The organism is Collinsella sp. TF07-1 (assembly GCF_003437235.1).
GTDB lineage: Bacteria > Actinomycetota > Coriobacteriia > Coriobacteriales > Coriobacteriaceae > Collinsella.
In genome coordinates, this window is the sequence record NZ_QSRV01000001.1 from 71,977 (window position 1) to 95,500 (window position 23,524).

At 58.3% G+C, this 23,524-nt stretch carries 17 protein-coding genes; 8 read left to right on the top strand and 9 right to left on the bottom strand.

Going from position 1 to position 23,524, the window contains the following annotated elements; translation table 11 throughout:
* Positions 1-120: 120 nt before the first annotated feature.
* The 4 genes from DXC67_RS00325 to DXC67_RS00340 all read right to left on the bottom strand — a co-directional run bounded on the left by DXC67_RS00325 (position 121) and on the right by DXC67_RS00340 (position 4,086).
* Positions 121-1,812, bottom strand: coding sequence for an FAD-dependent oxidoreductase (locus DXC67_RS00325; RefSeq protein WP_117636918.1), 1,692 nt, complete (start codon positions 1,810-1,812; stop codon positions 121-123).
* Between the two features lie 225 nt (positions 1,813-2,037).
* Positions 2,038-3,000 (bottom strand): redoxin domain-containing protein, encoded by a 963-nt coding sequence (locus tag DXC67_RS00330; RefSeq protein WP_117636919.1) that lies wholly within the window; start codon positions 2,998-3,000, stop codon positions 2,038-2,040.
* Positions 3,001-3,035: 35 nt separating this feature from the next.
* Positions 3,036-3,947: a 4Fe-4S binding protein gene (locus DXC67_RS00335; RefSeq protein WP_233503109.1), complete on the bottom strand. Its 912-nt coding sequence runs from the start codon at positions 3,945-3,947 to the stop codon at positions 3,036-3,038.
* Complete coding sequence (locus DXC67_RS00340) at positions 3,940-4,086, bottom strand: CD1871A family CXXC motif-containing protein (RefSeq protein WP_197032826.1); 147 nt, start codon at positions 4,084-4,086, stop codon at positions 3,940-3,942. Before DXC67_RS00340 ends, DXC67_RS00335 begins: the two co-directional genes overlap by 8 nt.
* A gap of 89 nt (positions 4,087-4,175) precedes the next feature.
* Between DXC67_RS00340 and DXC67_RS00345 the strand changes: the two genes are divergently transcribed.
* Both DXC67_RS00345 and DXC67_RS00350 read left to right on the top strand, forming a co-directional pair.
* A complete protein-coding gene (locus DXC67_RS00345) occupies positions 4,176-4,850 on the top strand; it encodes a response regulator transcription factor (RefSeq protein ID WP_117636921.1) in 675 nt (224 codons plus the stop codon).
* Positions 4,847-5,995, top strand: coding sequence for a cell wall metabolism sensor histidine kinase WalK (locus DXC67_RS00350; RefSeq protein ID WP_117636922.1), 1,149 nt, complete (start codon positions 4,847-4,849; stop codon positions 5,993-5,995). The genes DXC67_RS00345 and DXC67_RS00350 overlap by 4 nt, the downstream gene beginning before the upstream one ends.
* A 116-nt stretch (positions 5,996-6,111) precedes the next feature.
* Here the strand turns inward: DXC67_RS00350 and guaA are convergent, their stop codons facing one another.
* A complete protein-coding gene (gene guaA / locus DXC67_RS00355; protein ID WP_117636923.1) occupies positions 6,112-7,092 on the bottom strand; it encodes a glutamine-hydrolyzing GMP synthase in 981 nt (326 codons plus the stop codon).
* 297 nt (positions 7,093-7,389) lie between these two features.
* On the opposite strand from guaA, the gene DXC67_RS10450 reads away from it, so the two are divergent.
* Together DXC67_RS10450 and DXC67_RS00365 are read left to right on the top strand one after the other, a co-directional pair.
* Positions 7,390-8,394, top strand: a complete 1,005-nt coding sequence (locus tag DXC67_RS10450) for a helix-turn-helix transcriptional regulator (protein ID WP_199410537.1) — start codon at positions 7,390-7,392, stop codon at positions 8,392-8,394.
* Between the two features lie 155 nt (positions 8,395-8,549).
* Positions 8,550-12,917 carry a hypothetical protein gene (locus DXC67_RS00365; protein WP_117636924.1) on the top strand — a complete coding sequence of 1,456 codons (4,368 nt, stop codon included), beginning with the start codon at positions 8,550-8,552 and terminating at the stop codon, positions 12,915-12,917.
* 175 nt (positions 12,918-13,092) lie between these two features.
* Here DXC67_RS00365 and DXC67_RS00370 read toward each other — a convergent pair whose 3' ends face one another.
* Positions 13,093-13,653 (bottom strand): sugar O-acetyltransferase, encoded by a 561-nt coding sequence (locus tag DXC67_RS00370; RefSeq protein ID WP_117635853.1) that lies wholly within the window; start codon positions 13,651-13,653, stop codon positions 13,093-13,095.
* 235 nt (positions 13,654-13,888) lie between these two features.
* Here DXC67_RS00370 and DXC67_RS00375 point away from each other — a divergent pair, with 235 nt between their 5' ends.
* Together DXC67_RS00375 and DXC67_RS00380 are read left to right on the top strand one after the other, a co-directional pair.
* Complete coding sequence (locus DXC67_RS00375) at positions 13,889-15,886, top strand: type IIA DNA topoisomerase subunit B (RefSeq protein ID WP_117636925.1); 1,998 nt, start codon at positions 13,889-13,891, stop codon at positions 15,884-15,886.
* 45 nt (positions 15,887-15,931) lie between these two features.
* The gene (locus tag DXC67_RS00380) at positions 15,932-18,172 is read left to right on the top strand and encodes a DNA gyrase subunit A (RefSeq protein WP_117636926.1); all 2,241 of its coding nucleotides are present in this window, start codon (positions 15,932-15,934) and stop codon (positions 18,170-18,172) included.
* A gap of 98 nt (positions 18,173-18,270) precedes the next feature.
* Here DXC67_RS00380 and DXC67_RS00385 read toward each other — a convergent pair whose 3' ends face one another.
* Both DXC67_RS00385 and DXC67_RS00390 read right to left on the bottom strand, forming a co-directional pair.
* Complete coding sequence (locus tag DXC67_RS00385; protein WP_117636927.1) at positions 18,271-19,560, bottom strand: ATP-binding protein; 1,290 nt, start codon at positions 19,558-19,560, stop codon at positions 18,271-18,273.
* A gap of 180 nt (positions 19,561-19,740) precedes the next feature.
* The gene (locus tag DXC67_RS00390; RefSeq protein WP_117636928.1) at positions 19,741-20,271 is read right to left on the bottom strand and encodes a flavodoxin family protein; all 531 of its coding nucleotides are present in this window, start codon (positions 20,269-20,271) and stop codon (positions 19,741-19,743) included.
* A 289-nt stretch (positions 20,272-20,560) separates the two neighbouring features.
* Between DXC67_RS00390 and DXC67_RS00395 the strand changes: the two genes are divergently transcribed.
* Complete coding sequence (locus DXC67_RS00395; RefSeq protein ID WP_117636929.1) at positions 20,561-22,294, top strand: DUF262 domain-containing protein; 1,734 nt, start codon at positions 20,561-20,563, stop codon at positions 22,292-22,294.
* Positions 22,295-22,351: 57 nt separating this feature from the next.
* The gene (locus tag DXC67_RS00400; protein WP_117635858.1) at positions 22,352-22,648 is read left to right on the top strand and encodes a DUF6508 domain-containing protein; all 297 of its coding nucleotides are present in this window, start codon (positions 22,352-22,354) and stop codon (positions 22,646-22,648) included.
* Positions 22,649-22,872: 224 nt separating this feature from the next.
* On the opposite strand, the gene DXC67_RS00405 is transcribed toward DXC67_RS00400, so the two are convergent.
* Positions 22,873-23,433, bottom strand: a complete 561-nt coding sequence (locus DXC67_RS00405) for a TetR/AcrR family transcriptional regulator (protein WP_117636930.1) — start codon at positions 23,431-23,433, stop codon at positions 22,873-22,875.
* Between the last annotated feature and the right edge of the window lie 91 nt (positions 23,434-23,524).

Below are 23,524 nucleotides of genomic sequence, written 5' to 3' on the forward strand. Positions count from 1 at the left end.
AGGAATGTAACGAACCGCGCCAAAAAACGAACGGGACAGCACGCCGCATGGCGCACCATCCCGCATATAACATCCCCGATGCGACAAAGAGGCTGTCACTTTGTCACATTCCAATGCGCGCTACTTTTCGAGCCCGCACGGCATAACGTTAGCGCTGCCGCGGCGAGCCTCAGTCACGGCTGCAAAGAAGCGATAGCCGCCCGAGAAGTTAAAGCACTCAAAGCCATGCTGCGCCAAAATGCGGCAAGCAATGTAGCTGCGAATGCCGCTCTGGCAAATCACGTAAACCGGCTTGGCCCGGTCGAGCTCGCCCAGGCGATTGCGCAGATCATCGACGGGAATGTTTACGAAACCATCGATATGCCCGCGCTCATACTCCCCTTCCGTACGAACATCGAGCAGCTGCACGCTGCCATCGCGTGGCAAGTTGGGCTCATCCTCCCAATGCCACTGCGCCAGTATGCCGCGATTGAGGTTCTCGATCATAAAGCCCGCCATATTGACGGGATCCTTCGCCGATGAATACGGCGGCGCGTATGCTAGGTCCAAATCCTTAAGCCTATCGCCGCGCATGCCTGCCTGGATGGCAGTCGCCAGAACGTCGATACGCTTGTCCACACCATCGATGCCCACGATTTGCGCACCCAGCAGGCGCAATCCCTGCTTCTCGAAGACAACCTTCATGGTCATGGGCGTTGCACCCGGATAATAACCCGCATGCGAACCGGGCGACAGGACCACGCTGTCGCAGTCAATTCCCGCCGCGTGTGCTGCCTTTTCGGATAGTCCCGTGCTTGCCGCCGTCAAGTCGAATACCTTGATAACCGATGAGCCCAACGATCCGAGGTAGCAGCTGTCCATGCCGGCTATGACATCGGCGACGACACGCCCCTGCTTGTTGGCGGGGCCGGCGAGCGAAATGACCGCGTCCTCGCCGGTCACCTGATGCGTGACCTGCACGGCATCGCCCACGGCATACACGTCGGCAGCAGAGGTCTCCATGCGGTCGTTGACCACAATAGCCCCCTTGATGCCCAGTTCGAGCCCCGCCTCTTGCGCCAGATGGCTCTCAGGTGCCACGCCAATGGCAAGCAGTACCATATCGGCTCCGATAGGGCCATCGCCCGCAACATGGGTGACAACGCGGCCATCAACTTCCTCAAAACCTGTCACATCGGCCTTGAGGCGCAGATCGATACCGTGCTCACGCACCTCGGTATGCAAAAGGGTCGCCATGTCGTAATCCAGGTTGTTCATAAGCTGGACGGGACGCTGCAGAAGGGTCACCTGGAGCCCCAGCTCGCACAGATTCTCCGCCGTCTCGACGCCAATGAAGCCGCCGCCGATCACGACGGCACTGCTCGGTCGCCGCTCTCGAACATAGCTGTGAATACGCAGCGTGTCCTCAACGGTGCGTAGGCTAAAGATTTTATCCGAGTCGATGCCCGGCAACGCAGGGCGAATCGGCTTTGCACCCGGCGACAGGATGAGCTTGTCATACGTCTCGACAAATTCCTCGCCCGTCAGCATATTGCGAACCTCGACCGTATGCGAATCGGGATGGATGGCAAACACCTCGTGACTCGTCTTGACCGCAATGCGAAAGCGATCCCAAAAGCCCTTGGGAGACTGCAGCGTCAATGCGCTCTCTTCTTCTATCACGCCGCCAATGTAGTACGGAAGCCCACAATTGGCATACGATACAAAACCCGTGCGCTCAAAGATGACAATTTGGGCCTGCTCGTCGAGTCTGCGCAAACGTGCCGCCGCCGATGCGCCGCCCGCGACGCCTCCAACGATAACCACCTTCATAGCTAACGCACCACCTTTCCCGTGTAGCCGCTTATGCCGCCGATATTCTTGACACTGCCATACCCAGAACGCTTAAGAAAACTCACAGCTTGGTTGCTTCGCGCACCGCTCAGGCAATGCACGAAAAGCTGCGTGCCCTTTCGACGTATACCCATGATGCTACCCCGAAGCAGAAAAAGAGTCGCTGTTTCCAGCGACTCCCCTTCAGTTGTCTGTCCCACAGACTTACTGTTCGCTCTTCGCGAGTGCCTGATCGATCAGTTTGTTGAGCGCCTCGCGCTGCTCAGCGGAGTTGATGCCGCCCATGATCGGCTCTCCCACAATGTTACCGTTCTGGTCGATCACGTAGGTGGTCGGGAACGAGTACAGGTTGGAGGTGAACTTTCCGGCCTCGCTGTCCGACTTAAACCAGATGTTCTTATACGTCACGCCCTTCTTGGAAAGCACGTCCTTGGCATCAGCCACCTCGTCTTTATTGCCATCGAGCGTAAAGGAATTAACGCCCACGACCTGGCCGCCCTTCTCGGCAAGCTCCTTGTTGAGCTTCTCCAGATCGCCCAGCTCTCCCACGCACGGCTTGCAGGTGGTAAACCAGAAGTTCATGACGGTGACCTTGTTCTTGGAGAACAGCTCGTCGCTGTTTACATCGTTGCCGTCCAAGTCCTTGCCCTTAAAGCTGGGGAACTTCGTCTCCCCGCTCTCGCCGTTGGTCATGCCTGCGGTCGAGGCATCGACGCTCTCCCCCTCGCCGGGCGTGCTGCCGCATCCGGGGAACCCCTTCTCCAGCGCCATGAGCTTGTCCTCGATCTCCTTGACCTGCTGCGCGCCGGCCTTAAGCGTCTTAAGCTCGTCAGCCGCAAACTGATCCTTGGCGCCCTCGATGGTATCGAGCAAGAAGTCACCGTAGTTCTTGCCGTCCTCAATCATGGGAGTGTCTTTGTTGGCCGCAAGGAACACCTTTTCCCATAGGGCGTTATCGCTCGCAAAGATCTCGTTTTCCTTTTGCAGCAGCTGCTGGTACAGCTTGGCCGCCTCCTCGGCGCTCGACGGCTTTTGTGCCACAAGCTCGGCAATCTGCGCATCGCCGCTCGTGGCATCCTTCGCGTCGCCCTTGGGGGCAGAGCACGCCGCGAGAGTCAGCGCCAGCACGGGCAGCATCAACAGAGCCGCAATTTTTGACAGTTTCATGGTTCCTCCGTTTATATCGAAACTTATATAGGTACCTATTTGTTTTCGCAGGCTTGCGTGGACTGCGCGGGTTTGTCGCCAGTCACACCCAGCCCGTAGCGAAAGCTAATAGCATCGACGGGGCACGCGCCCACGCATTTGCCGCAACGAATGCACTCGGCATGGTCGGGCGTACGCGTAACGTCCACGTCCATCTGGCACACCTTGGCGCACTTGCCGCACGAGACGCATTTACAATGATCGACCTGAATCCCCAGCAACGACACCTTGTTCATGAGTGCATAAAATGCGCCGAGGGGGCAAATCCATTTACAGAAAGGGCGGTAGAACAGCACGCTCAGCACCGCAACCGCAATGAGGATCGCGAGCTTCCAGGAAAAGAGCTTTCCCAGCGCGGAGCGGATTCCCGTATTCATGATGGACAGCGGAATCGCGCCCTCGAGCACACCCTGCGGGCAAATGTACTTGCAAAAGAACGGGTCGCCCATACCCACATCGTTAACCACCAAGACGGGCAGCAGCACCACGGCAAACAGTAGCACGGCATACTTGATGTACGTGAGCGGCTTGAGCTTTTTCGTGGAGAGCTTTTTGCTGGGAATCTTATGCAGAAGCTCTTGCAGCCATCCAAACGGACACAAAAAGCCGCATACAAAACGTCCCAGTAGCACGCCGATCAGAATGAGCGTTCCGGTGACGTAATACGAAAAGCTGAACTTAGACGATCCCACCACCGACTGAAACGACCCGATGGGGCACGCACCCGAGGCCGCTGGACACGAGTAGCAGTTAAGCCCCGGCACGCAGACGGCTTTGCCGGCTCCCTGGTAGATACCGCCCTTGGCAAAGTTAGGCAGGTGAATATTGGTCGCAAGCGTCGCCGCCGCCTGAATCAATCCGCGGAATCTCGCCAAAAGATGCGATGCAGTGTTTTTTCTTTTATCCAATTCCGATACACTCCAAGCACAGCCTGATTGCCTTGGCCAGCACGGCATCTGCCTCGCCGCGCATAATTCCAAAGCCAACCATGGCTACCCCAACGATCAGCAAAGCCACCTGCGCCACAGGCTTAATCGCTTTGAACAATCTGACCACTCCTTTCGTTTCGCGACCCATTGGACCATACCGACTATAAAATCCGTGTTAAGCGTGAATGACTATGCAAGGAGAACGTTATGCGCATCTTGGTCGTCGAGGACGAGCGGGCGCTGTGCGATGCGATCGCACGCAGCCTGCGCAACTTGGCCTATAGCGTCGACTGCTGCTACGACGGGCAGCAGGCCCTCGATCTACTCGATGTCGAGACCTTTGATCTTGTCGTGCTCGACCTCAATCTCCCCCATGTCGACGGCATGACCGTGCTCAGGCAACTCAGGACAACTGATTGTGAGACCAAGGTGCTTGTGCTCTCGGCACGTGGCGAGGTCTCCGACAAGGTAGCGGGGCTCGATGCGGGCGCCAACGACTACCTCACCAAGCCGTTCCATCTTGACGAGCTGGCGGCACGTATACGCAGCCTCACGCTCAGGCGCTTTACGCAAAGCGACGTTGTTCTAACCTGTGGATCGCTGAGCTTTGACACCAAAGCGCGCCTCGCCTCCGTGGGCGGCGAGACCCTATCCCTCACGCGCAAGGAGACCGGCATCTTGGAATACCTGATGCTTAACCAGGGGCGGCCGGTGAGCCAGGAAGAGCTTATCGAGCATGTATGGGACAGCAGCGTCAACAGCTTTAGCAACGCAACCCGCGTGCACATCTCGTCGCTGCGCAAAAAGCTGCGCGGCGCGTTGGGGCACGACCCCATCCGCAACCGAATCGGCGAAGGCTACGTTATGGAGGACGGCAAATGAAGCGGCTGTCGCTGCAGTGGCGCATCACGTTGATGACGGCACTGCTGATATGTTCAACCTGCGTACTTATGAATTGCCTGGTTGGCTACTCCGGCATGCGCTACATGGACTCGATCGGCAATGAACTATCGGCGCACAGCAAGGTGGAGGCGGCCTCGCCCAGCTCATTTGACCCGACAAACAAAGAGCTCGACGACGCGCTGACCATCGTCGTGAACGACGCCCAAGAATCGTTTGGCGCGACGAGCTGGTATATAACTGCGGCGGTGACGCTGCTCGGCGGCGTGCTGGCCTACTTTGTAAGCGGACATGCGCTGCGGCCGTTGCGCTTCTTTGCGACGCAAGTCGAGAGCGTGCGGCCCGACAACCTCGCCGACACAAAAATCAGCGAGGACGTGCCCTCTGAACTCAGGCGCTGCAGCGCGTCGTTTAACGACATGATTGCCCGCCTTGACGAGGGATTTTCCGCACAAAGACAGTTTACGGGCAATGCGGCGCACGAGCTGCGCACGCCACTTGCGCTCATGCAGGCCCAGGTCGAGCTGTTTTGCGCCGAGCACCCCGACGTCGACGCCGATACAGCGAGCCTGCTCGGGCTGCTGCAGGAGCAGACCGAGCGGATGACGCACATGACAAAGACCCTGCTCGAGATGAGCGAGCTGCGCAGTGTCCCTTGCAACGATGTGATTGACCTAGCGCCGATGATCGAAGAAGTGCTCACGGACCTGGCACCCCTTGCCGAGCAAAAAGACATCACGCTTACAAGTGAGGGCGACGCGCAAATGATCGGCAGCGACACGCTGATCTATCGGTTGCTGTTCAACTTGACCGAAAACGCCATACGCTATAGCGCGCCCAACTCGACCGTGCAAATCAACGCCTGCGCCGAAGGCGACCGCGTGCTGCTACGCGTGCGCGACCAGGGGCCGGGCATTCCCGAGCAATACCAGACGAGCATCTTTCAGCCCTTCTTTCGCGTCGACAAATCGCGCAGCAGGGCATACGGCGGCGTGGGGCTGGGGCTTGCGCTGGTCTGGGAGATCGCCGCGCTCCACGGCGGCTCCATCGAGGTCGAAGAGAGCTCGGAGCGCGGAACGACCATGCTCGTGACTCTTCCCACTCGCGCACTCGGCTCATTAAAATAACGAACGGGATGGCACGCCGCGTGGCGTACCATCCCGCACATAATATCGAGGATGTGACAAAGGGACTGTCCCTTTGTCACATCTGCTAGTTCTCGTCGCCTACCAGCTGAGTTAGCTTACTCCCACTCGACCGTGCCAACGGGCTTCGGCGTGAGGTCGTAGCAAACGCGGCAAATACCGGGGACCTCGGCGGTGACGCGGGCGGTAATGCGCTTGAGTAGCGCCCAGTCGAGCTCGGGAACCTCGGCAGTCATGACATCGACGGTGTTGATGCAGCGGATGATGCAGGGCCAATCGTAGGCGCGCTTGCCCTCGCGCACACCGGTTGCGCGGAAGTCGGGCACGACGGCAAAATACTGCCAGATGGTCAGACCGGCCTTGTCGATCTCCTCGCGCACGATGGCGTCGGCTTCGCGCAGCGCCTCAAGACGGTCGCGGGTGATGGCACCAAGGCAGCGGACGCCCAGGCCGGGACCGGGGAACGGCTGGCGCTCAACCATATTCTCGGGCAGGCCGAGCTCGCGACCCACGACGCGGACCTCGTCCTTGTACAGCAGTTTGACGGGCTCGCAGAGCTCAAACTGCAGATCCTCGGGCAGACCGCCCACGTTGTGGTGAGCCTTCACGCCGTCTTGGGACTCCAGGATGTCGGGATAGATGGTGCCCTGGGCGAGGAAGCTGACCTCATCGCCAACCTTGCGGGCCTCCTCCTCGAACACGCGAATGAACTCGGCGCCGATAATCTTACGCTTGGCCTCGGGATCCTCGACGTCCACGAGCTTGTCCAGGAAGCGATCTGTGGCGTCAACGTAAACCAGGTTGGCATCCATCTGATTCTTGAAGACGTCGACGACCTGCTCGCTCTCGCCCTTGCGCATCAGGCCGTGGTTAACATGCACGCAAATGAGCTGCTTGCCGATGGCCTTGATGAGCAGGGCCGCGACAACCGAACTGTCGACACCACCGGAAAGAGCCAGCAGGACCTTTTTGTCGCCGATCTGCTCGCGGATTGCAGCGACCTGCTCTTCGATGAACGCCTGGGCAAGTTCGGGAGTGGTGATACGTACCATGTCGTCGGGACGCTTGTTGGGATCCATGCAGAGCTCCTTCTCGGTTCGATGGAAATGCGCCGCGCGTATGCAGACGCACCGTCATATGACCTCATTATATGCAGAACGAGATACGTTTCCCATCGCTGCGACAGAGCTTTTTGCAGGGGCGGCAGTTTTTCTATATCCCAAGGTCAGCTAGACTTCGGTAGCCACCTTGGGAGCATCGCCAATAGACTCTTCCTTTATACGTTCGGCACAATCGTAGGCGATACCCACAAATTCCAGTCCCGAGCAACAAGAGTACAATTGCTGCTAGTGTTGCCAGCTGTTGGGAGATGGAAGATGGACTGCGATGGCTACCCATGCGTTCCCATGCCGTTGATGTGCACCGCCTTTGTGCCGGGGCAGATTGACGCTGCGGTTGCAGGCATTTCCGACCCCGATTCACGCGCCATCGCCACGGCAGAAGCGCTGTACTTTCGCGGACAGGCCGCACTCGCCGCCAAGACGGCGCACCCCTATCTTGACGTCACCGATCCCGCGCTGCGCTATTCCGCATGCTTTATCTGCGGATACGCCAGTCTGTCGCTCAACCGTATCGCCGACGCCCGCCGGTGCCTTGCGGGCATCCTCGATACGCCGGCCGACGAGGAATCGCCCGCCGTCCACGCCACGCATATCCTGTTCGCCTCGGCCGCGAGCGTCCTGCTGCACTTGCCTTCCCCGTATTCTGCCGAAGAGTTTTATCCACTTGCGGCGCACCTACCCGAAGGCCTGCGACTGTTCGCCAGCTACGTGATGGCGCACGCCTTGTATCTGCGCGGCGAATACGGCCGCAGCCTGGGCATGGCGGAAAACGCCCTAATTATGAAACAGGGAAGCTATCCCATCTCGGAACTGTTCCTGCACCTGGCAGCTTCCATGGCATGCATGAGCCTCAAGGACATCGACGCCGCAAAAGCGCATTTTGGAGCCGCTTGGGACATTGCGCGCCCCGACGGCCTTATCGAGCTCATTGGCGAGCACCACGGCCTTTTGCAGGGGCTCATCGAGGCATGCCTAAAAACGCAATACCCTGACGACTTCGCACGCATCATCGAGATCACGTACCGCTTCAGCTACGGCTGGCGGCGCATCCACAACCCCGATTCGGGCGAGGACGTTGCCGACGATTTAACGACCACAGAGTTCACCATGGCCATGCTCGCCTGCCGCGGATGGACCAACGCTGAAATCGCAGGCCATATGGGAGTATCGCCGGGCACCGTCAAAAACCGCCTATCCGGCGTATACGCAAAGCTTGGCATCGGCACACGCGCCGAGCTGGTCGCGCACATGTTGCGTTAGCGACCGGGCTGCCAAGCGCATCGAACGCGTTCCGGAACCCGGCGCTTCGCTCGATCAATTTGGACATTTTGACCCTTGAACGGCACTACCGCCACGAAGCGTCTTCTCGCAAAATTGGATTATTTCCACCGATATTTGCGGGATGGGAGCCCAAGATGCTTGATCGCCGTTCGTTACTTGTTGCTGGAGCGTCCTCGCTGGCGAGCATTATGTTGCCTCGCGTGCCGGGAAGCGAAAATGCCTTCCTGCTGCCGTTCGCGCCCACCGCGGCCTATGCCGACGAAGAAGACCCCTTCAAGGTGCTCGTTCTCTCGCGCACCATGTTTGGTGTGGTCGTGGTCGACGTCGCCAACAAGAATACGCCCATCGCAGGTGCCCAGGTCACGCTCACATCGCGCTATGCCGTAGGCAAGCAGCTAACCGCCACGACCGATGACGAAGGCACGGCCATCTTTGAGGTCGCCCCTCTTTCGGAAGGCTACGTGGACGAGGCAACGCTCCTTGACGCGTACGACTTTAACGGCGGCATCTCCATTAGCATGGCGGGCTACCGTGATGTCGAGATTCCCCTTGCGCGTATCCAGGGCGGCACCGCCATAACCGCACCCACACGTCCGCTTTCCGACGGCGAGCCGTACTTCCGCCAGCTCACGTTCGACGAATGGGACATCCAGTACGCCGACGCCACGTTTATGGCAATGCCAGCGGACGAAGCGGCAAACGACCAGCCCGACACGCACGCTTTTACCGTGCAGGCTCATCTGCCGCAGGGCGGGCAGGCAACATTGCATATCAATAAAGTGATGCCCGCTGCGGGCAGCTCAACCGAAACCGTCACGCAGATTGGTCAGATCAAGGCCAGCGCATCGGGCGCGGATAGTCTGGCGACGTTCACACTCGAAGACAAGTTCCTCGATGCAGCGTCGAGCCTTCTGGAAGAAGGATGCAAGCTGCGCTTTGTCCTCGACTACCAGGGCAAAACCTACACGCTCTCCTCCCCCATGGCCGTTGTTACCGCGCCGGCGGCAAAGGCGGAATCCGGATCGACCACTATCGTCCCCACCACTATGGACCAAGAGATCACTCCGTTTGATTTCCCCGCATCGTTTCCCGGCATCGGTGGTAATAAGTTCACGTGCTGGATGCCCACATTTCCGATCCTCTTCGATTTCTCGTTTGCTGGATACGTGCTGTTTGGCGGAGGATACAAACCAGCCAGCTATATGAACGATTCGGGCAATCCGGATCCGGAGTACTGGAAGAAGTCACCGCGCGAGTCGGGCGCCAAGCAGGCAAACCGCTACCTCGACGAAATGGAGGGGAAGTGGAATCAGTACAAAAGTATGAGTGCCGGTTCGGGCACCGATCCAAGAAACACCAAGCTCCTTCGCCACCATTGCACGCCGCTGTTCACGATGGATATCGCCACACAGCTGTACGGCTCGCTCGCCTACGATTGGGTGGGCAAAACCTGGGGTAACAACAACGACCCCGCATACGGCAATATTAAGGCCCTCTTCCAGGTAAGAACTGACCTCAATTGGACCGAGCAGTTTACCCTAGGACCGGTGCCATTTTTCCTAAACGTCAACCCTTGGGTGCTGGCGAAGCTGGCGCTCGCTGTGGCTGCCCACACGCACGGCAGCGGCGCGGCGTTTTTCAAGAACATTTCGCTCGACTATTCCAACACGTCGGGCTCGTTCACCATCCAGATCGGGCTTGCCGTCACCTTTGGAGCCGGCGTTGCAGGCGTCGCTTCGTCTGCCGTGCGCGGTGCCGCATCCCTCACGCTGTTCATTGGGTACGAGAAGGCAGATGGACACCAGCTTCCGCGGCTGCGCGTGGGTGCAGACGTCGATGTCGATGTGATACTCCAGTTCGTAATGTTCAAGTGGACCACCAAGGCTTGGTCGGGGTCGTGGCCCACACTCATCGATTCGTGGAATATGTCGGTGAACAATGGCGACCAGTATGTACTCCAGCGCTCTGAGCTGGCATTGGGTGGAAATACGCCTTATACGTTGGATGCCTGCTTCGGCTCGGCCGGCAACGCCGAGGCAGGTGGTGTGCCGCAGTTTATCGCATCGGCCACCATCGTCACCAACGCCGAGCTGCTCGCACGCGCCGAGGTTAAGGCCACTGCCGTAAACGCCGCGCCTGTCGTGCGCGATTGGGATCAAACGGTCACGCGCATTGAGCTCGAGGCGAACGCGGAGAGCGACGACACGGGACAGGTCGAACATTTCGTCCATGCGCTGATAGAGAACGACGAAAATGCCGCACCGATGTATGAGTACACCTACATCGGTCAGTCAACGAACGCCGTTGCGGACCCGAACGCCAATTCTGCCGGCGTGTCGGAGGACGAGCGTGGCGGCATAAAACCCTCGAGCGACAACGTGCTGTTTTCCGGCGTGCTCAGCGAAGCCCACATGAAGCTAACGATGATTGCCGGCGTAGAATGCTTGTTCCGTATCGCCTCGGTGCGCTACGGCGACAATGGCCGCTCGCGCCTGGTGGTGCACACAAAGGCAAACGGCACGTGGTCCGCTCCCACGCCCGTGGACTTTCCCCTTGGGTTTGGCGAGGGCGACGTGGAGCGCAACGGCATATTCGATTACGACTTCGACGTGGTGGAATATACGGACGGAAGAGGAAACCAGGACGCCTACGTGCTGCTGGTCTCGGGCGAGCGCCCCGCCGGCGACAACACCCTTTTCGATACGGCAAGCACAGCCGGCATACTGTCCGTTGTGCGCCTGCGCATAAGTAATGACGAGATCCGCGTGGTGTCGCATACGTCATGGCGCAGCATCTCGCGCGGCCGCCTGCAAGAGGATGGCTACCATTGCCTGCAGTGCCCGCGCATCACGGTAGGCAAGACGCTGGTCGACGGACGCCTGTCGGGTGCCTACCTCCACCGCCGCGGAACCACCGCAGAGAAGGCGCTCGGCAGCGAGGCCGAGGTTGCGCTGGAATGCTTTACCCTGTGGTCGGACGTTTCGGGCGACAGCCTGACGTTCCGCCAAGTTCTTCGCTTTCCGCAAGCACCGTCGAGTATCGAGCTGAGCGAGCCCGAGAATATCAACGGCAAAATGGTGGTGCCCGTTGCGTACGAGACCGCAGACGGTTGCGGCTGCGCATCGTACGCCGTGATCGGCCAGTCCATTGCGGGCTGGGGCGTTATGCCACCAGACGCCACGGTGCCCCATGCGGTGCCGTGGCCACAACATTCGGGCTTTTTGGCCACCGTCAACGAGCAGCTGCAGCATATTACTTGGACGCGAGGCGCATCGGCATTTGCAACGCAGCCCGTGGGTGCCGCAGGCTGTGGCCCGGCATCGTTTAGCGTAAGCAACAACGGCAGGTGCGCGCTCTATATAGAGAACACCGATGGCAAGGTGGGGCAAACCTACGACGAAGAAGGCAACCCGGTAGCAGTGATGGGCAAGCACTTCCGCATCTTCGCCAGCACCTTGGCAGGTGATCTGTTCACGGAGCCGTTCGTGATGTGCGAGCTGGACCATCCCGTCGATCAGATAACGACATTTTTGACGTCGGGAGGCATGCTCTCCGCGCTCGCCACGCACATTGTGAGCGCGGAGAAGAGCGAGGCAGAGCTGCACGGCATCGAAGTGCCTCTGGTGGCGTGTGCCACTCCGACGGGCGCGGTCGCTACCTCGGGCGCGGTGGTGCCCGGAGCAGCAGGCGAATCCTTCATGGTCACGGTGCGAAACGACGGCAACACTTTGCTGACTGCCGGCACAATCGATCTGTACCGAGAGGGCTCCAGCCAGCCGTTCTCCAGCGCATCCATCGGATTCGGAGCGAACGCACGCATGGCTTCGATCTACGATCCAGAGCTTGCCGAAGACGCTTCGGCCAACGACATGGCACACGTAAAGTACGCGCTCGAGACGCTGGGCGCACGTTTTGCAACGCACCCGCTGGTAGCCGACAACGGCAACGCCGTGCTGGCACCGGGTTGCACGGCACAGTTCCGCATGAGCTTCGCCATCCCCGAGAGCTGGAGCGACGAAGTGGGCAAACGCGTCACGCTGTATGCGAAGGCGCGTAATCTGGTGGCGCTCGACCCCGTAACGCTCGAGGAGATCCGACCGGGCGCAAACTCGGCGCTGAGTGCCGTTCTGCACGAGCTTCATGTGCCCGACGCGGCATGCGAACGCTCAGAAGTTCAGGTCGGCGTATGCGACAGCGCGGATACGACAGGACTTCACGACGCCCCGATGACAGCAGACGGCGATGGTAGCTCGAGTGGCGGCGGTACTGACGAGGGCGGCGGCTCCGGCGGAAGCAGCTCCGGCAGCGGCAAGGACCACGGCAATAACAAGCGCTCCGGAAAAGCGGGCGCACTTGCGGGCACGGGCGATGTCAACGCTCCCCTTACGGCAGCCGCTGCAGCACTCGCCGCTGCAGGCGCCGGCCTTGTCGCCTACAGCGCCCGCCGCACGGCGCTCGAAAAAGACACCGCCAATGAGGTCAATTCGGATAAGTCTCGCTAGCTCCTAGTTATTTTTGTGAGAGACGCCGGCTCGGCTCATCGAACATCAAAATGGGCTGGTTCTGAATACCCAGAGCCAGCCCATTGCGCATTAGATGTCGCCAGCGGAGTCGAGCTCGGCTTCCTCGCCCCGCATTCCACCGAGGACAGTGGGGCACTATCGTTTAAGGGCTTCGTTATTGTTCGATGGTCTTCTTGACGACTGCGGGGACGCCTGCCGCCACCACGTTGTCTGGAAGGTCTTCCGTCACGACGCTGCCCGCGGCAATTACGCAACCGCTGCCGATGGTAACTCCCTGCAGCACTGACACGTTCGCGCCAAACCAGCAGTTATCGCCGACAACGATGGGCAGAGCCTTCTCGAGACCCAAGTTGCGGTCCTTTGCCTTTAGGGGGTGCGAAGCGGTGTAGAAGCCGCAAAACGGCCCGATAAACACGTTGCCACCAAAGGTGATAGAGCCGCCGTCCATAAAGTAGCAGCCATGGTTTACAAAACAGCCCTCACCAAAGGTCGTCTTGCTCCCGTAGTCAAAGTAGGCAGGCGAAAGGACCGTCAGCCCCCCGGGAAGATCGGTATCGAGCAAGGACTTCAAAGCATCGAGCTGTGCGTCGCTTCCAGGTTTTGCCATATTAAAGTCATAGCAGAGCGCCTCCGCCTTCGCGCGTTGCGCCAGGAGCTCCTCGTCAAAGTTGGCATCATGCCACTCACCGCGCTCCATCTTCTCTTTCTCGGTCATTGCGCCCCCTCAAACAACATGCAGTCTTGATGCGGCAATTCTACCAGCCGATAAGCCACGGTTTTAACACGAGCACCACACCGCGCAGGGAATGACCGCAGAAGCCAAAGGTGCCCGAATCCGAACGATTGTTCGATGGAATTCGTGTTGGTTGGAATCGCCCACGGCCTGGGCTATGCTACCTTGACTATCTATATGACTTAAACGCAGCAAAAGGAGCACCGAGAGAGCGAGCATGGCAAAAAACACCGCAAACTATGGTAACGACAGTATTCGTCAGCTCAAGGACGAGGAGCGCGTACGCCTGCGCCCCGCCGTTATCTTTGGCTCGGACGGACTCGACGGCTGCGCGCATGCCGCCTTCGAGATCCTGTCCAACGCCGTTGACGAGGCGCGCCAGGGCTACGGCAAGCTCATCACCCTTACCGCCTTTCGCGATGGTTCCATTCAGGTAGAGGACAACGGCCGCGGCTGCCCGCTCGACTGGAACCCCTCCGAGAAGCGCTTTAACTGGGAGCTCGTCTTTTGCGAGCTCTACGCAGGTGGCAAATACAACAACAACCAGGGCGGCGACTACGACTTCTCGCTCGGTACCAACGGCCTGGGCTCGTGCGCGACCCAGTACGCATCCGAGTACATGGACGTCACGGTTTGGCGCGACGGCAACAAGTACTCCCTGCACTTTAAGAAAGGCAAGGTCGTTGGCGCCAAAAAGAAAGCGCTTGAGATCGAGCCCAGCGACGAGGACCGCACCGGCACCACCATCAAGTGGCGCCCCGATCTTGAGGTCTTTACCTCGATCAGCATTCCCCACGACTGGTATCGCGAGACCATGCGCCGCCAGGCCGTGGTCAACGCCAACGTGACCTTCCGTCTGCGCATCGAAGGCGACGACGGCGAGTTTTCCGAAGAGGATTTTTGCTACCCCAAGGGCATCGAGGACTACGTGCTCGAGAAGGTCGGTGCCGACTACCTTACCGAGCCCTTCTTTATCGAGGCCGACCGTCGCGGTCGCGACCGCGAGGACCTGCCCGATTACAACGTCAAGATCACCGCGTGCATGTGCTTCTCGCGCACCTTCACGATGCAGGAGTACTACCACAACTCATCGTGGCTCGAGAACGGCGGTTCGCCCGAGAAGGCCGCTCGCAGCGCTCTGACCAGCGCCATCGATGCCTACATCAAGCAACAGGGCAAGTACAACAAAAACGAGAGTGGCATCAAATGGCAGGACGTCCAGGACTGCCTGGTACTGGTGACCAACTGTTTCTCCACCCAGACGTCCTACGAAAACCAGACCAAGAAGGCTATCAATAACCGCTTTATCCAGCAGGCCATGACGGCATTCTTTAAGGAGCGCCTCTCGACCTACTTGATCGAGAACAAGGACGCCGCCAACAAGATCATGGAGCAGGTGCTCATCAACAAGCGCTCGCGCGAGAACGCCGAGAAGACGCGTCAGAGCATCAAGACCAACCTGCAGCAGAAGACCGACATGGCCAACCGCGTGCAGAAGTTCATCGACTGCCGCTCCAAGGACAAGAGCCGCCGCGAGATCTACATCGTAGAGGGCGACTCGGCAGCAGGCGCCATTCGCACCTCGCGCGATGCCGAGTTCCAGGGCGTTATGCCCGTCCGCGGTAAGATCCTCAACTGCCTGAAGGAGGATTATCCGCGCATCTTTAAGTCCGACATCATCATGGACCTTATGCGCGTGCTGGGCTGCGGCGTGGAGATCAAGGACAAGCGCATCAAGAACCTCGGTGCCTTTGACCTGGACAACCTCAACTGGAACAAGGTCATCATCTGTACGGATGCCGACGTCGATGGGTACCACATCCGCACGCTCGTGCTCACCATGCTCTACCGCCTGGTGCCCACGCTCATCGACGAGGGTTACGTGTATATCGCCGAGTCGCCGCTCTACGAGATCAACTGCAAAGAAAAGACCTACTTTGCCTACACCGAGCTCGAGAAGAACGGCATCCTCAAAGAGATCGGCGACCAAAAGTGCTCGATCAACCGCTCCAAGGGTCTTGGTGAGAACGATCCGGACATGATGTGGCTCACCACCATGAACCCCGAGACGCGTCGCCTGATCAAGGTGGAGCCCGAGGACGTCACCAAGATGGAAACCATGTTTAACCTGTTGCTGGGCAACGACGAGGTGGGCCGCAAGCGTCACATCTCCGAGCACGGCAAGGAGTACCTGGACCAGCTGGACCTGCAGTAGCAGCAAATCGATAACGACGGCCCACAAGAAGTTCAAGAGGAAATCGTGGCAAAGAAGAAGACCAAAACCCAGCCAAAGAAAAAGCAGGTCAACGCCGAGAACGTCATCGGCCTGCACTCCGAGGTCACCGACCAGCCGATCACGCAGACGCTCGAGGTCAACTACATGCCCTACGCCATGAGCGTCAACGTCTCGCGTGCATTCCCCGAGATTGACGGCTTTAAGCCCTCGCATCGCAAGCTGCTCTACACCATGTACAAGATGGGTCTGCTCAAGGGCGAGCGCCAGAAGAGCGCCAACATCGTGGGCCAGACCATGAAGCTCAACCCGCACGGCGACGCCGCGATCTACGAGACGATGGTGCGTCTGGCCACCGGCAACGAGGCGCTGCTCGCGCCGTTCGTTGAGTCGAAGGGCAACTTTGGCAAGTACTATTCGGGCGACCTGAGCTACGCCGCCTCGCGTTATACCGAAGCCAAGCTCTCCCCCATCAGTGCCGAGATCTTCAAGGACATCGACAAGGACCCGGTCGACTTCGTCGACAGCTACGACGGCGCCATGAAGGAGCCGCGTCTGCTGCCCACCACGTTCCCTAACATCCTCGTCTCGGCCAACAAGGGCATCGGCGTCGCCATGGCTTCTGACATCTGCGGTTTCAACCTCAACGAGGTCTGCACCGCCACCATGCACTACCTGCAGGATCCCGACTGCGACCTGCTCGAGTATATGCCCATGCCCGACTTCTCGACCGGCGGCGAGATCATCTACCGCCGCGAGGAGATGGAAAAGATTATCGAGACCGGCCTGGGCAGCTTCCAAATCCGCTCCCGCTGGCACTGGATTCCCGAAGAGCGCATTATCGAGGTCTACGAGATCCCCTACACCACCAAAACCGATGTCATCATCGAGCGCATCGTCAAGCTCTCCAAGGAGGGCAAGGTCAAGGAGATCGCCGACATCCGCGACGAGACCGACCTTTCGGGTCTGCGCATCGCTATCGACCTTAAGCGCGGCGTCGACCCCGACAAGCTCATGGCCAAGCTCTATCGCTCGACCACGCTGCAGGATTCGTTCTCGTGCAACTTTAACGTGCTCGTCGACGGCTACCCCCGTGTTATGGGCGTGCGCCAGATTCTGCACGAGTGGGTCAAGTGGCGTATTGAGTCCACGCGTCGCCGCATTAACTTTGACCTGGGCAAAAAGTCCGAGCGCCTGCACCTGCTGCACGGCCTTGAGGCAATTCTGCTCGACATCGACAAGGCCATCGCCATCATCCGCGGCACTAAGCTCGAGGCAGAGGTTGTACCCAACCTTATGAAGGGTTTCGACATCGACGAGACCCAGGCCGAGTTTGTCGCCGAGCTCAAGCTCCGCAACATCAACGAGGAATACATCCTCAACCGCACCAAGGACATCGCTAAGCTCGAGGGCGAGATCGCCGAGCTCGAGGAGATCCTCTCCAGCGAAGAGAACATCAAGAAGGTCATCAGCGACGAGCTGGCCGCGGTCAACAAGAAGTACGTGATGCCGCGCCGCACGGGCAGGATCGAGCCCCATGAGGTTATCGAGGTAAGCTTGGAGCCCGAGGTCGAGGAGTACCCGGTTACGATCATGCTCTCGCGCGATGGCTACCTCAAGAAGATGACGGACCGCGTGCTCAAGAAGGCGACCACGCTCAAGTACAAGGACGGCGACAAACCCTTTATCGAGTTCCCGTCCTCCAACACCCACGAGCTGCTGGTCTTTACCAACAAGAGCCAGGTGTACAAGTGCAAGGTCACGGCGTTTGAGGACACCAAGTCGGCCCAGCTGGGCTCGTACCTGCCGACCGATCTTGAGATGGAACCCGACGAGAACGTCATCTGGGTCATCGACCCCGAGGACTACAAGGCCGACGTGCTGTTCGTCTTTGAGAACGGCCGCGTGGTGCGTGTCGCGCTTGCCGGATACGTTACCAAGACCAACCGCAAGCGCCTCAAAAACGCCATCTATGGTGGCAGCAAGCTGCTGTATGCCCAGGTGCTCAAGGAAGATCGCGACATCGCGCTGGTCTCGAGCGACTATCGTTTGATGAACTTCAACACGTCGCTGCTTAAGACCAAGACGACCACCAACACGCAGGGCGTCCAGGCCTTTACGGCCAAGAAGGGCCGCTCGGTCACCACCGTCGGCACGACCGAGGACATCCTTGGCGCCGGCGTCTCGGCCGAAAAGTTTACCGCGCAGAGCCTACCCTCTGCCGGTGCCCTCATGAAAGAAAACGACATGCCGAGTCTGTTTGACTAGGACGATCGGCTGAAACCACCATAAGCTCTCAAAACGGTGGGGCCCAGAGCACAGTAAATGCCGCGCTCCGGGCCCCATGCATTACAGCAGCATCATCCCTATAGACAAAATGCCGCATAAAGTGGAACAGACATAAGCCCATCATTCATTCCAAAGGGCTTCGTAGATAGCCTGATAAGGCGCACGCCCGGATGGGTCTTTTTAAGTGAGGAAAGGCTTCGAGATCTTGTGTTCTCCCCCGCCTTGACTTCAATCGCAGACAAGCATCCCTGCTTCTCTACTACAAAGTCGATTTCCGCACGATTATCTCGCGCCCAATAATGCAGCGGATAGCCCATGGCTGAAAGCTGTTGGGCAACGTAGTTTTCGGTAAGTGCACCCATGAATGTGCCGCCGATGCCGGCTAGAATATCGGCGCGTTGAGCACCGGCCTTGGAGACGAGCAGCCCTGTATCCGCCTGATAGATTTTAAAAGCAGAAGGGTTAACGAAGGCCTCTAAAGGGCTTTCAATCTGCCCGACTAGGCTGCAGCGCGCCACCGTACCCGACAATACAAGCCAGTCGAGAGCATCTCCAAAGAGAGACGCATTGCCCCCCGCTCGCACTACCTTGTATTGAAATTTACGATTCTCTTTGGCAAGCTGCTGTGGAATGGAATCGAAGCACGCACGCGTCTTTGCGCTCAAGCGTTCATCAGCATATTTATTGGTATCGGCGGAATATCCGTCGAGAATAATCCGGTGTTTTTCGGCCACATCAATGATTGACTGATCATCGATGTACGTTTGGATCGCCTCGGGCATTCCGCCAACAACAAGATACTGTCGATAGAGCCCAAGCGCCTTTTCATGAAGGCTTGGCGCAAGAGGACCCATTATCTCGAATGATGAGCGTATCTCGTCGACCAGCTGATCGTGCCCCATCGCCCAGAGAAACTCCTCGAAATCGAGTGGAGTCATCTCAATCAAGTCGGTCTTTCCGACGGGGAACGAATACGACTGATGGTTAATGGCAACCCCAAGAAGCGACCCGGCAGCCGCAACGTAATACTCGGGAGCATCTTCGCAAAAGTATTTAAGGGAAGTGAGCGCTTCCTCGCATGCCTGGATCTCGTCAATGAACAGTAAGGTTTTGCCAGGCACGATACGCTGTCCCGTACGAGCCTCGATCGCACGTACGATCGAATGAGGGTCAAGACCGCCCGAAAAATCCGCTCGCGCCGACCGGTCGTTCTCAAGATTAACGTAGACAACCGATTCGAAAAGATCCTGGGCGTACGTTCTGAGCAAATAGGTCTTGCCACACTGGCGCACGCCTTTGACCAGCAAAGGTTTTCTATCAGCTCTGTCTCGCCATTCCCTAAGGAGCTCGTCTGCCTTGCGACGCATACGTAACCTTCCCTCATGAACTTCTATTTGACAATATTTTAACGCGGATTAATTTGTTTTCAGTTATTTTTCTGCGTTTAAAAATTGTTCTATACGGCACTTGAGGGAATTCGCCCCTATCTCTCGGTAAGGACAGCAAGCATTTCCACCAACGCTGATTGCCATGCGGTCTTCTTGTCCTTAGGCGAGCTTGCGAGCGAGCTCTCGCACCTCTTCTAGCTTGGGCGATGAGGCCATGCTGTCGCGCTCGGTCATGCCGCTAATGGTGACAATGCCCTGGTCCTCCCACTTGCAGTACGCGCAGGCTGACTTGTACATAGCGATCGCCGCATCATAGACGCCCTCGCTGTGGCTATCGAGCAAAAGGGCCGTCTTGGTGAACGGGAAGCCCGTAGCACCGAAGGCGTACAGGCGGTCGATGACAGCCTTCTCCTGTGCGGTGATATCAAACCAGTAGATAGGCGAAGCGAAGACAACCATGTCGGTGTCTTTCAGCGACTCAATCACGTTGGCCATGTCATCCTTCTGCACGCAGACGCCCTCATGGGCGAAGCAGTACTGGCATCCCAAGCAGCCGGCGATCTTCTTACTGGCAACGCGGACGACCTCGACCGTATTGCCGCCCTCACGCGCGGTCTCGGCAAACGCCTCGACCATGGTATCGGTATTAGCGCCCTTACGCGGGCTGCCGCTCAATACAACGATATTCACAAGAATCTCCCTTCTTCATGCCGCAGGCGCGCGGCACACATTTTGTTGTAACCAAAACGGATGGAGCTATTCAGACGTCTGTAGATCGCATCTCTCGCTCGCGCTCTCCAAAGAAGGTGCAAGCAGAAGCATCACGGACATTAATCAGCGCCGATATGGATCACGACATGAAACCGTAAGGGTTGGCCAGAGGTTGCCAGATTCAGTAGCTCGCAGCAATAGAGCGAATGACGACTTCGGCGATATAATCCGTGTCATCTTGATTGTTCCCGCGCGGAAGGTACAGCTCATGTCCAAGCTCAACATCGACCAGCGATCGATTCGCGATCTTCTCACCGATAAGCGATCGGACTTCCTCATCCCCGACTACCAGAGGCCCTACGCCTGGGGCGAGGATGAATGCGCAACGCTGTGGGACGACCTGTTCTCGTTCGCTTTTCCAGGCGATGACTACGAGCGTTTCGACAGCGAGAACGACGAATACTTTCTAGGACCCATCGTCACCTTTAAGAACCTCTCTGGTCAACTCGAGATCATTGACGGCCAGCAGCGCCTCACCACCATCATGCTGCTGCTCCGCGCGTTCTACGACAAGTTCACCAACATGAAGGATAAGCAGTCTGTGAAGATGCGCGAGGCAATCGCCCGTTGTGTATGGAAAACCGACGAGTTCGACGAGCCCGACATGGAGCGCCTCAAGATCGACTCCGAGGTTGCATCGGACAACGACAAGAATGAATTCCTCGAGATTTTACGAGAGGGCAACGTAGGCGATGGCTGGAAGAGCGCTTATGCCCGCAACTTCGCTTTCTTCCAGAGGAAAATTGAACAACTGGTGAGCGAGTGGCCCACCTACACCGTCTACATGGCCACACGCGTCATCAACAATGTGATACTGTTACCCATTGAAGCGGAGTCGCAGGACACCGCGCTACGCATCTTCTCGACTCTAAACGACCGAGGGCTGCCTCTCTCGGATGCCGACATCTTCAAAAGCCAGTTCTACAAGCATTATTCCGACACGGGGCGCAAGGACGAGTTCATCCGTCGCTGGAAGGCGCTCGAGGAGGGAGCGAACGCTATCTTCCGGCCCATGCGCGGTACACCAACCGATGAGCTATTTACGCGCTATATGTACTACCGCCGCGCGAAGAAAGGCATCCGCGACACGACCACCGCATCGTTGCGCGACTTCTTCGGTGCCGATGGCTACGCCATGCTCAAGGAGGACGCCACGCTCGACGATCTCGAGGCGCTGCTCGGCTTCTGGAAACGCGTCGATGCGCAGGAAGGGTTCAGTGAGCGCGTGCTCCGCAGGCTCTTCGTGCTGAACTACGCCCCCAACGGCATGTGGACCTATCTGCTAAGCGTCTGGTTCCTTGCCAACCGCGACAGCAAAAGTGTCCTCGATGACGAGGCACTCTACGGCTTTCTAAACAAGATCACGGCATTCGTTCTCGCCTACGCCATTGAGCGTCCCGGCGTAAATGCGCTGCGTTCGCCAGTGTATCCCGAGATGATCAACATCGTGGAGCACCGCCCGGTGGAGTTTCCCAACCACCACTTCAATCGCGCAAATATTGCTGAGCGATTCCGAACCTACGTGTTCACCAACGGCAGGCCTGTAACGAAGTCCATGCTCACTTGGTGGGCGTACGCAGACCCAGATCAACCACTCATGGACCTAGACACCACGCTCGAAATTGAGCACATCTATGCCAAGAAGCGCAACGAGGTAGACCCGCTCGTCGACCAATCCAACCTGGAGGCGCTGGGTAACAAGGCGCTGCTCGAGAAGCGTGTAAACATCCGCGCGGCCGACTACAGATTCTGCGATAAACGCAAGTACTATGAGGGATACACCGACGGCAATGGCAAGCGCAAAGCCGGAACAAAGATCGCGGAACTCAAGCGCCTGACACAAGTCATGGAAGACTTCACCGAAATAGACATCGCGACTCGCACGGCACGGATCATCGATGCCTTCGTGGACTACCTGGGCGACAACGGACTTTTGAGCTAAGGAGCGAACACGTTCGAAAGACTAACCAAGTACGCTGGCAAGCTGACGGACAGAAACATGAATGTCGAGCTTGGGGGCGGGACGCTCGGACTCGAGGATTTCGTCGACGATTTCTATGAACTGGACGGGTTCGCGGACACCAGCTACTTCGAGACGCTTGAACGCCATAGCATCGACACCTCGGAAGGCATAGACAGCTGTGACATCGACCATGGGGACATTGACCTGATACGCGCATGCATCACGTGGTGCGTTCGTGGCGACCGCTTCTGCGACGGACTCCTTGCCGCGCAAGCCCGGAGCGGGTTTCTGGACCGCTGCCTCTCCCGACTGAAGGAGCTCGACGAGGGCTGAACGGCGGCCACGAAGACGTCTGGCGCTGCGACAGCACAGCGATGCGACAATGCCATGCCGTCGCACTCCGTCATGTCACCAAATCAAAAGCGGAGCCAACGCTCAATCTTGAGATACATTGACCAAAGGCTCACATTTCTGCCGAGAAGTCGAGAGCGCGGGGCACACGATGGCGCTTTATCCTCAGCTCATAGCTGCACTGCTTACCTGAAATGAACCCGTGGTCAAGATGAACTACGAGAATCATAGCGGGCGGATACCGCCCGCATACCTCCTTCAGAATAGGCACTGAGCAGCTCCTGAGCGTGGGCAAACTCGGGCCCTCGCCTCCAACCGAGCAGGCGGTTGACCGCGAGATTTCCCTGGACGTTGTGGACGAAGAGCAGATAGGCGTCCTCGCGCGAAAGCCCAGTCTCCTCCATGATCGAGGGAACCATCTGCTCGGCGCCGCGCTCGACGACGCGCTGTGCCACCCGGGCGTACGCGTCGTCATCCGAGTAGAGCAGATAATAGTCATCGTTTGCCGGCGGGCGCTGGCAGAGGGCACCCGCCTCCGTTCCCTCGAGCGGCGGCACCGCCGTCAGGGCCTCGTCGATAAGCGCGTCGAGCAGGGCGAACTTGTCCTCGTAGTGCAGATAGAACGTGCCGCGGTTGATATCGGCGCGGCGGCAGATATCCGCTACCGTCATCTTCGCGAAGCCGACCTCGGCCAGCAGCGCGAAGAACGCCTCCCGTATGACCGAGAGTGTATAGCGTCGGCGACGATCGATCTTCCCCGCTTCCATTACCCCTCCAATTGCAACGCTCGACAATGCCCGGCAAACGCTCGTTTATCGACAGCAGGCCGAAGCTGTTCATTGCTCTTAAGCAAATCGA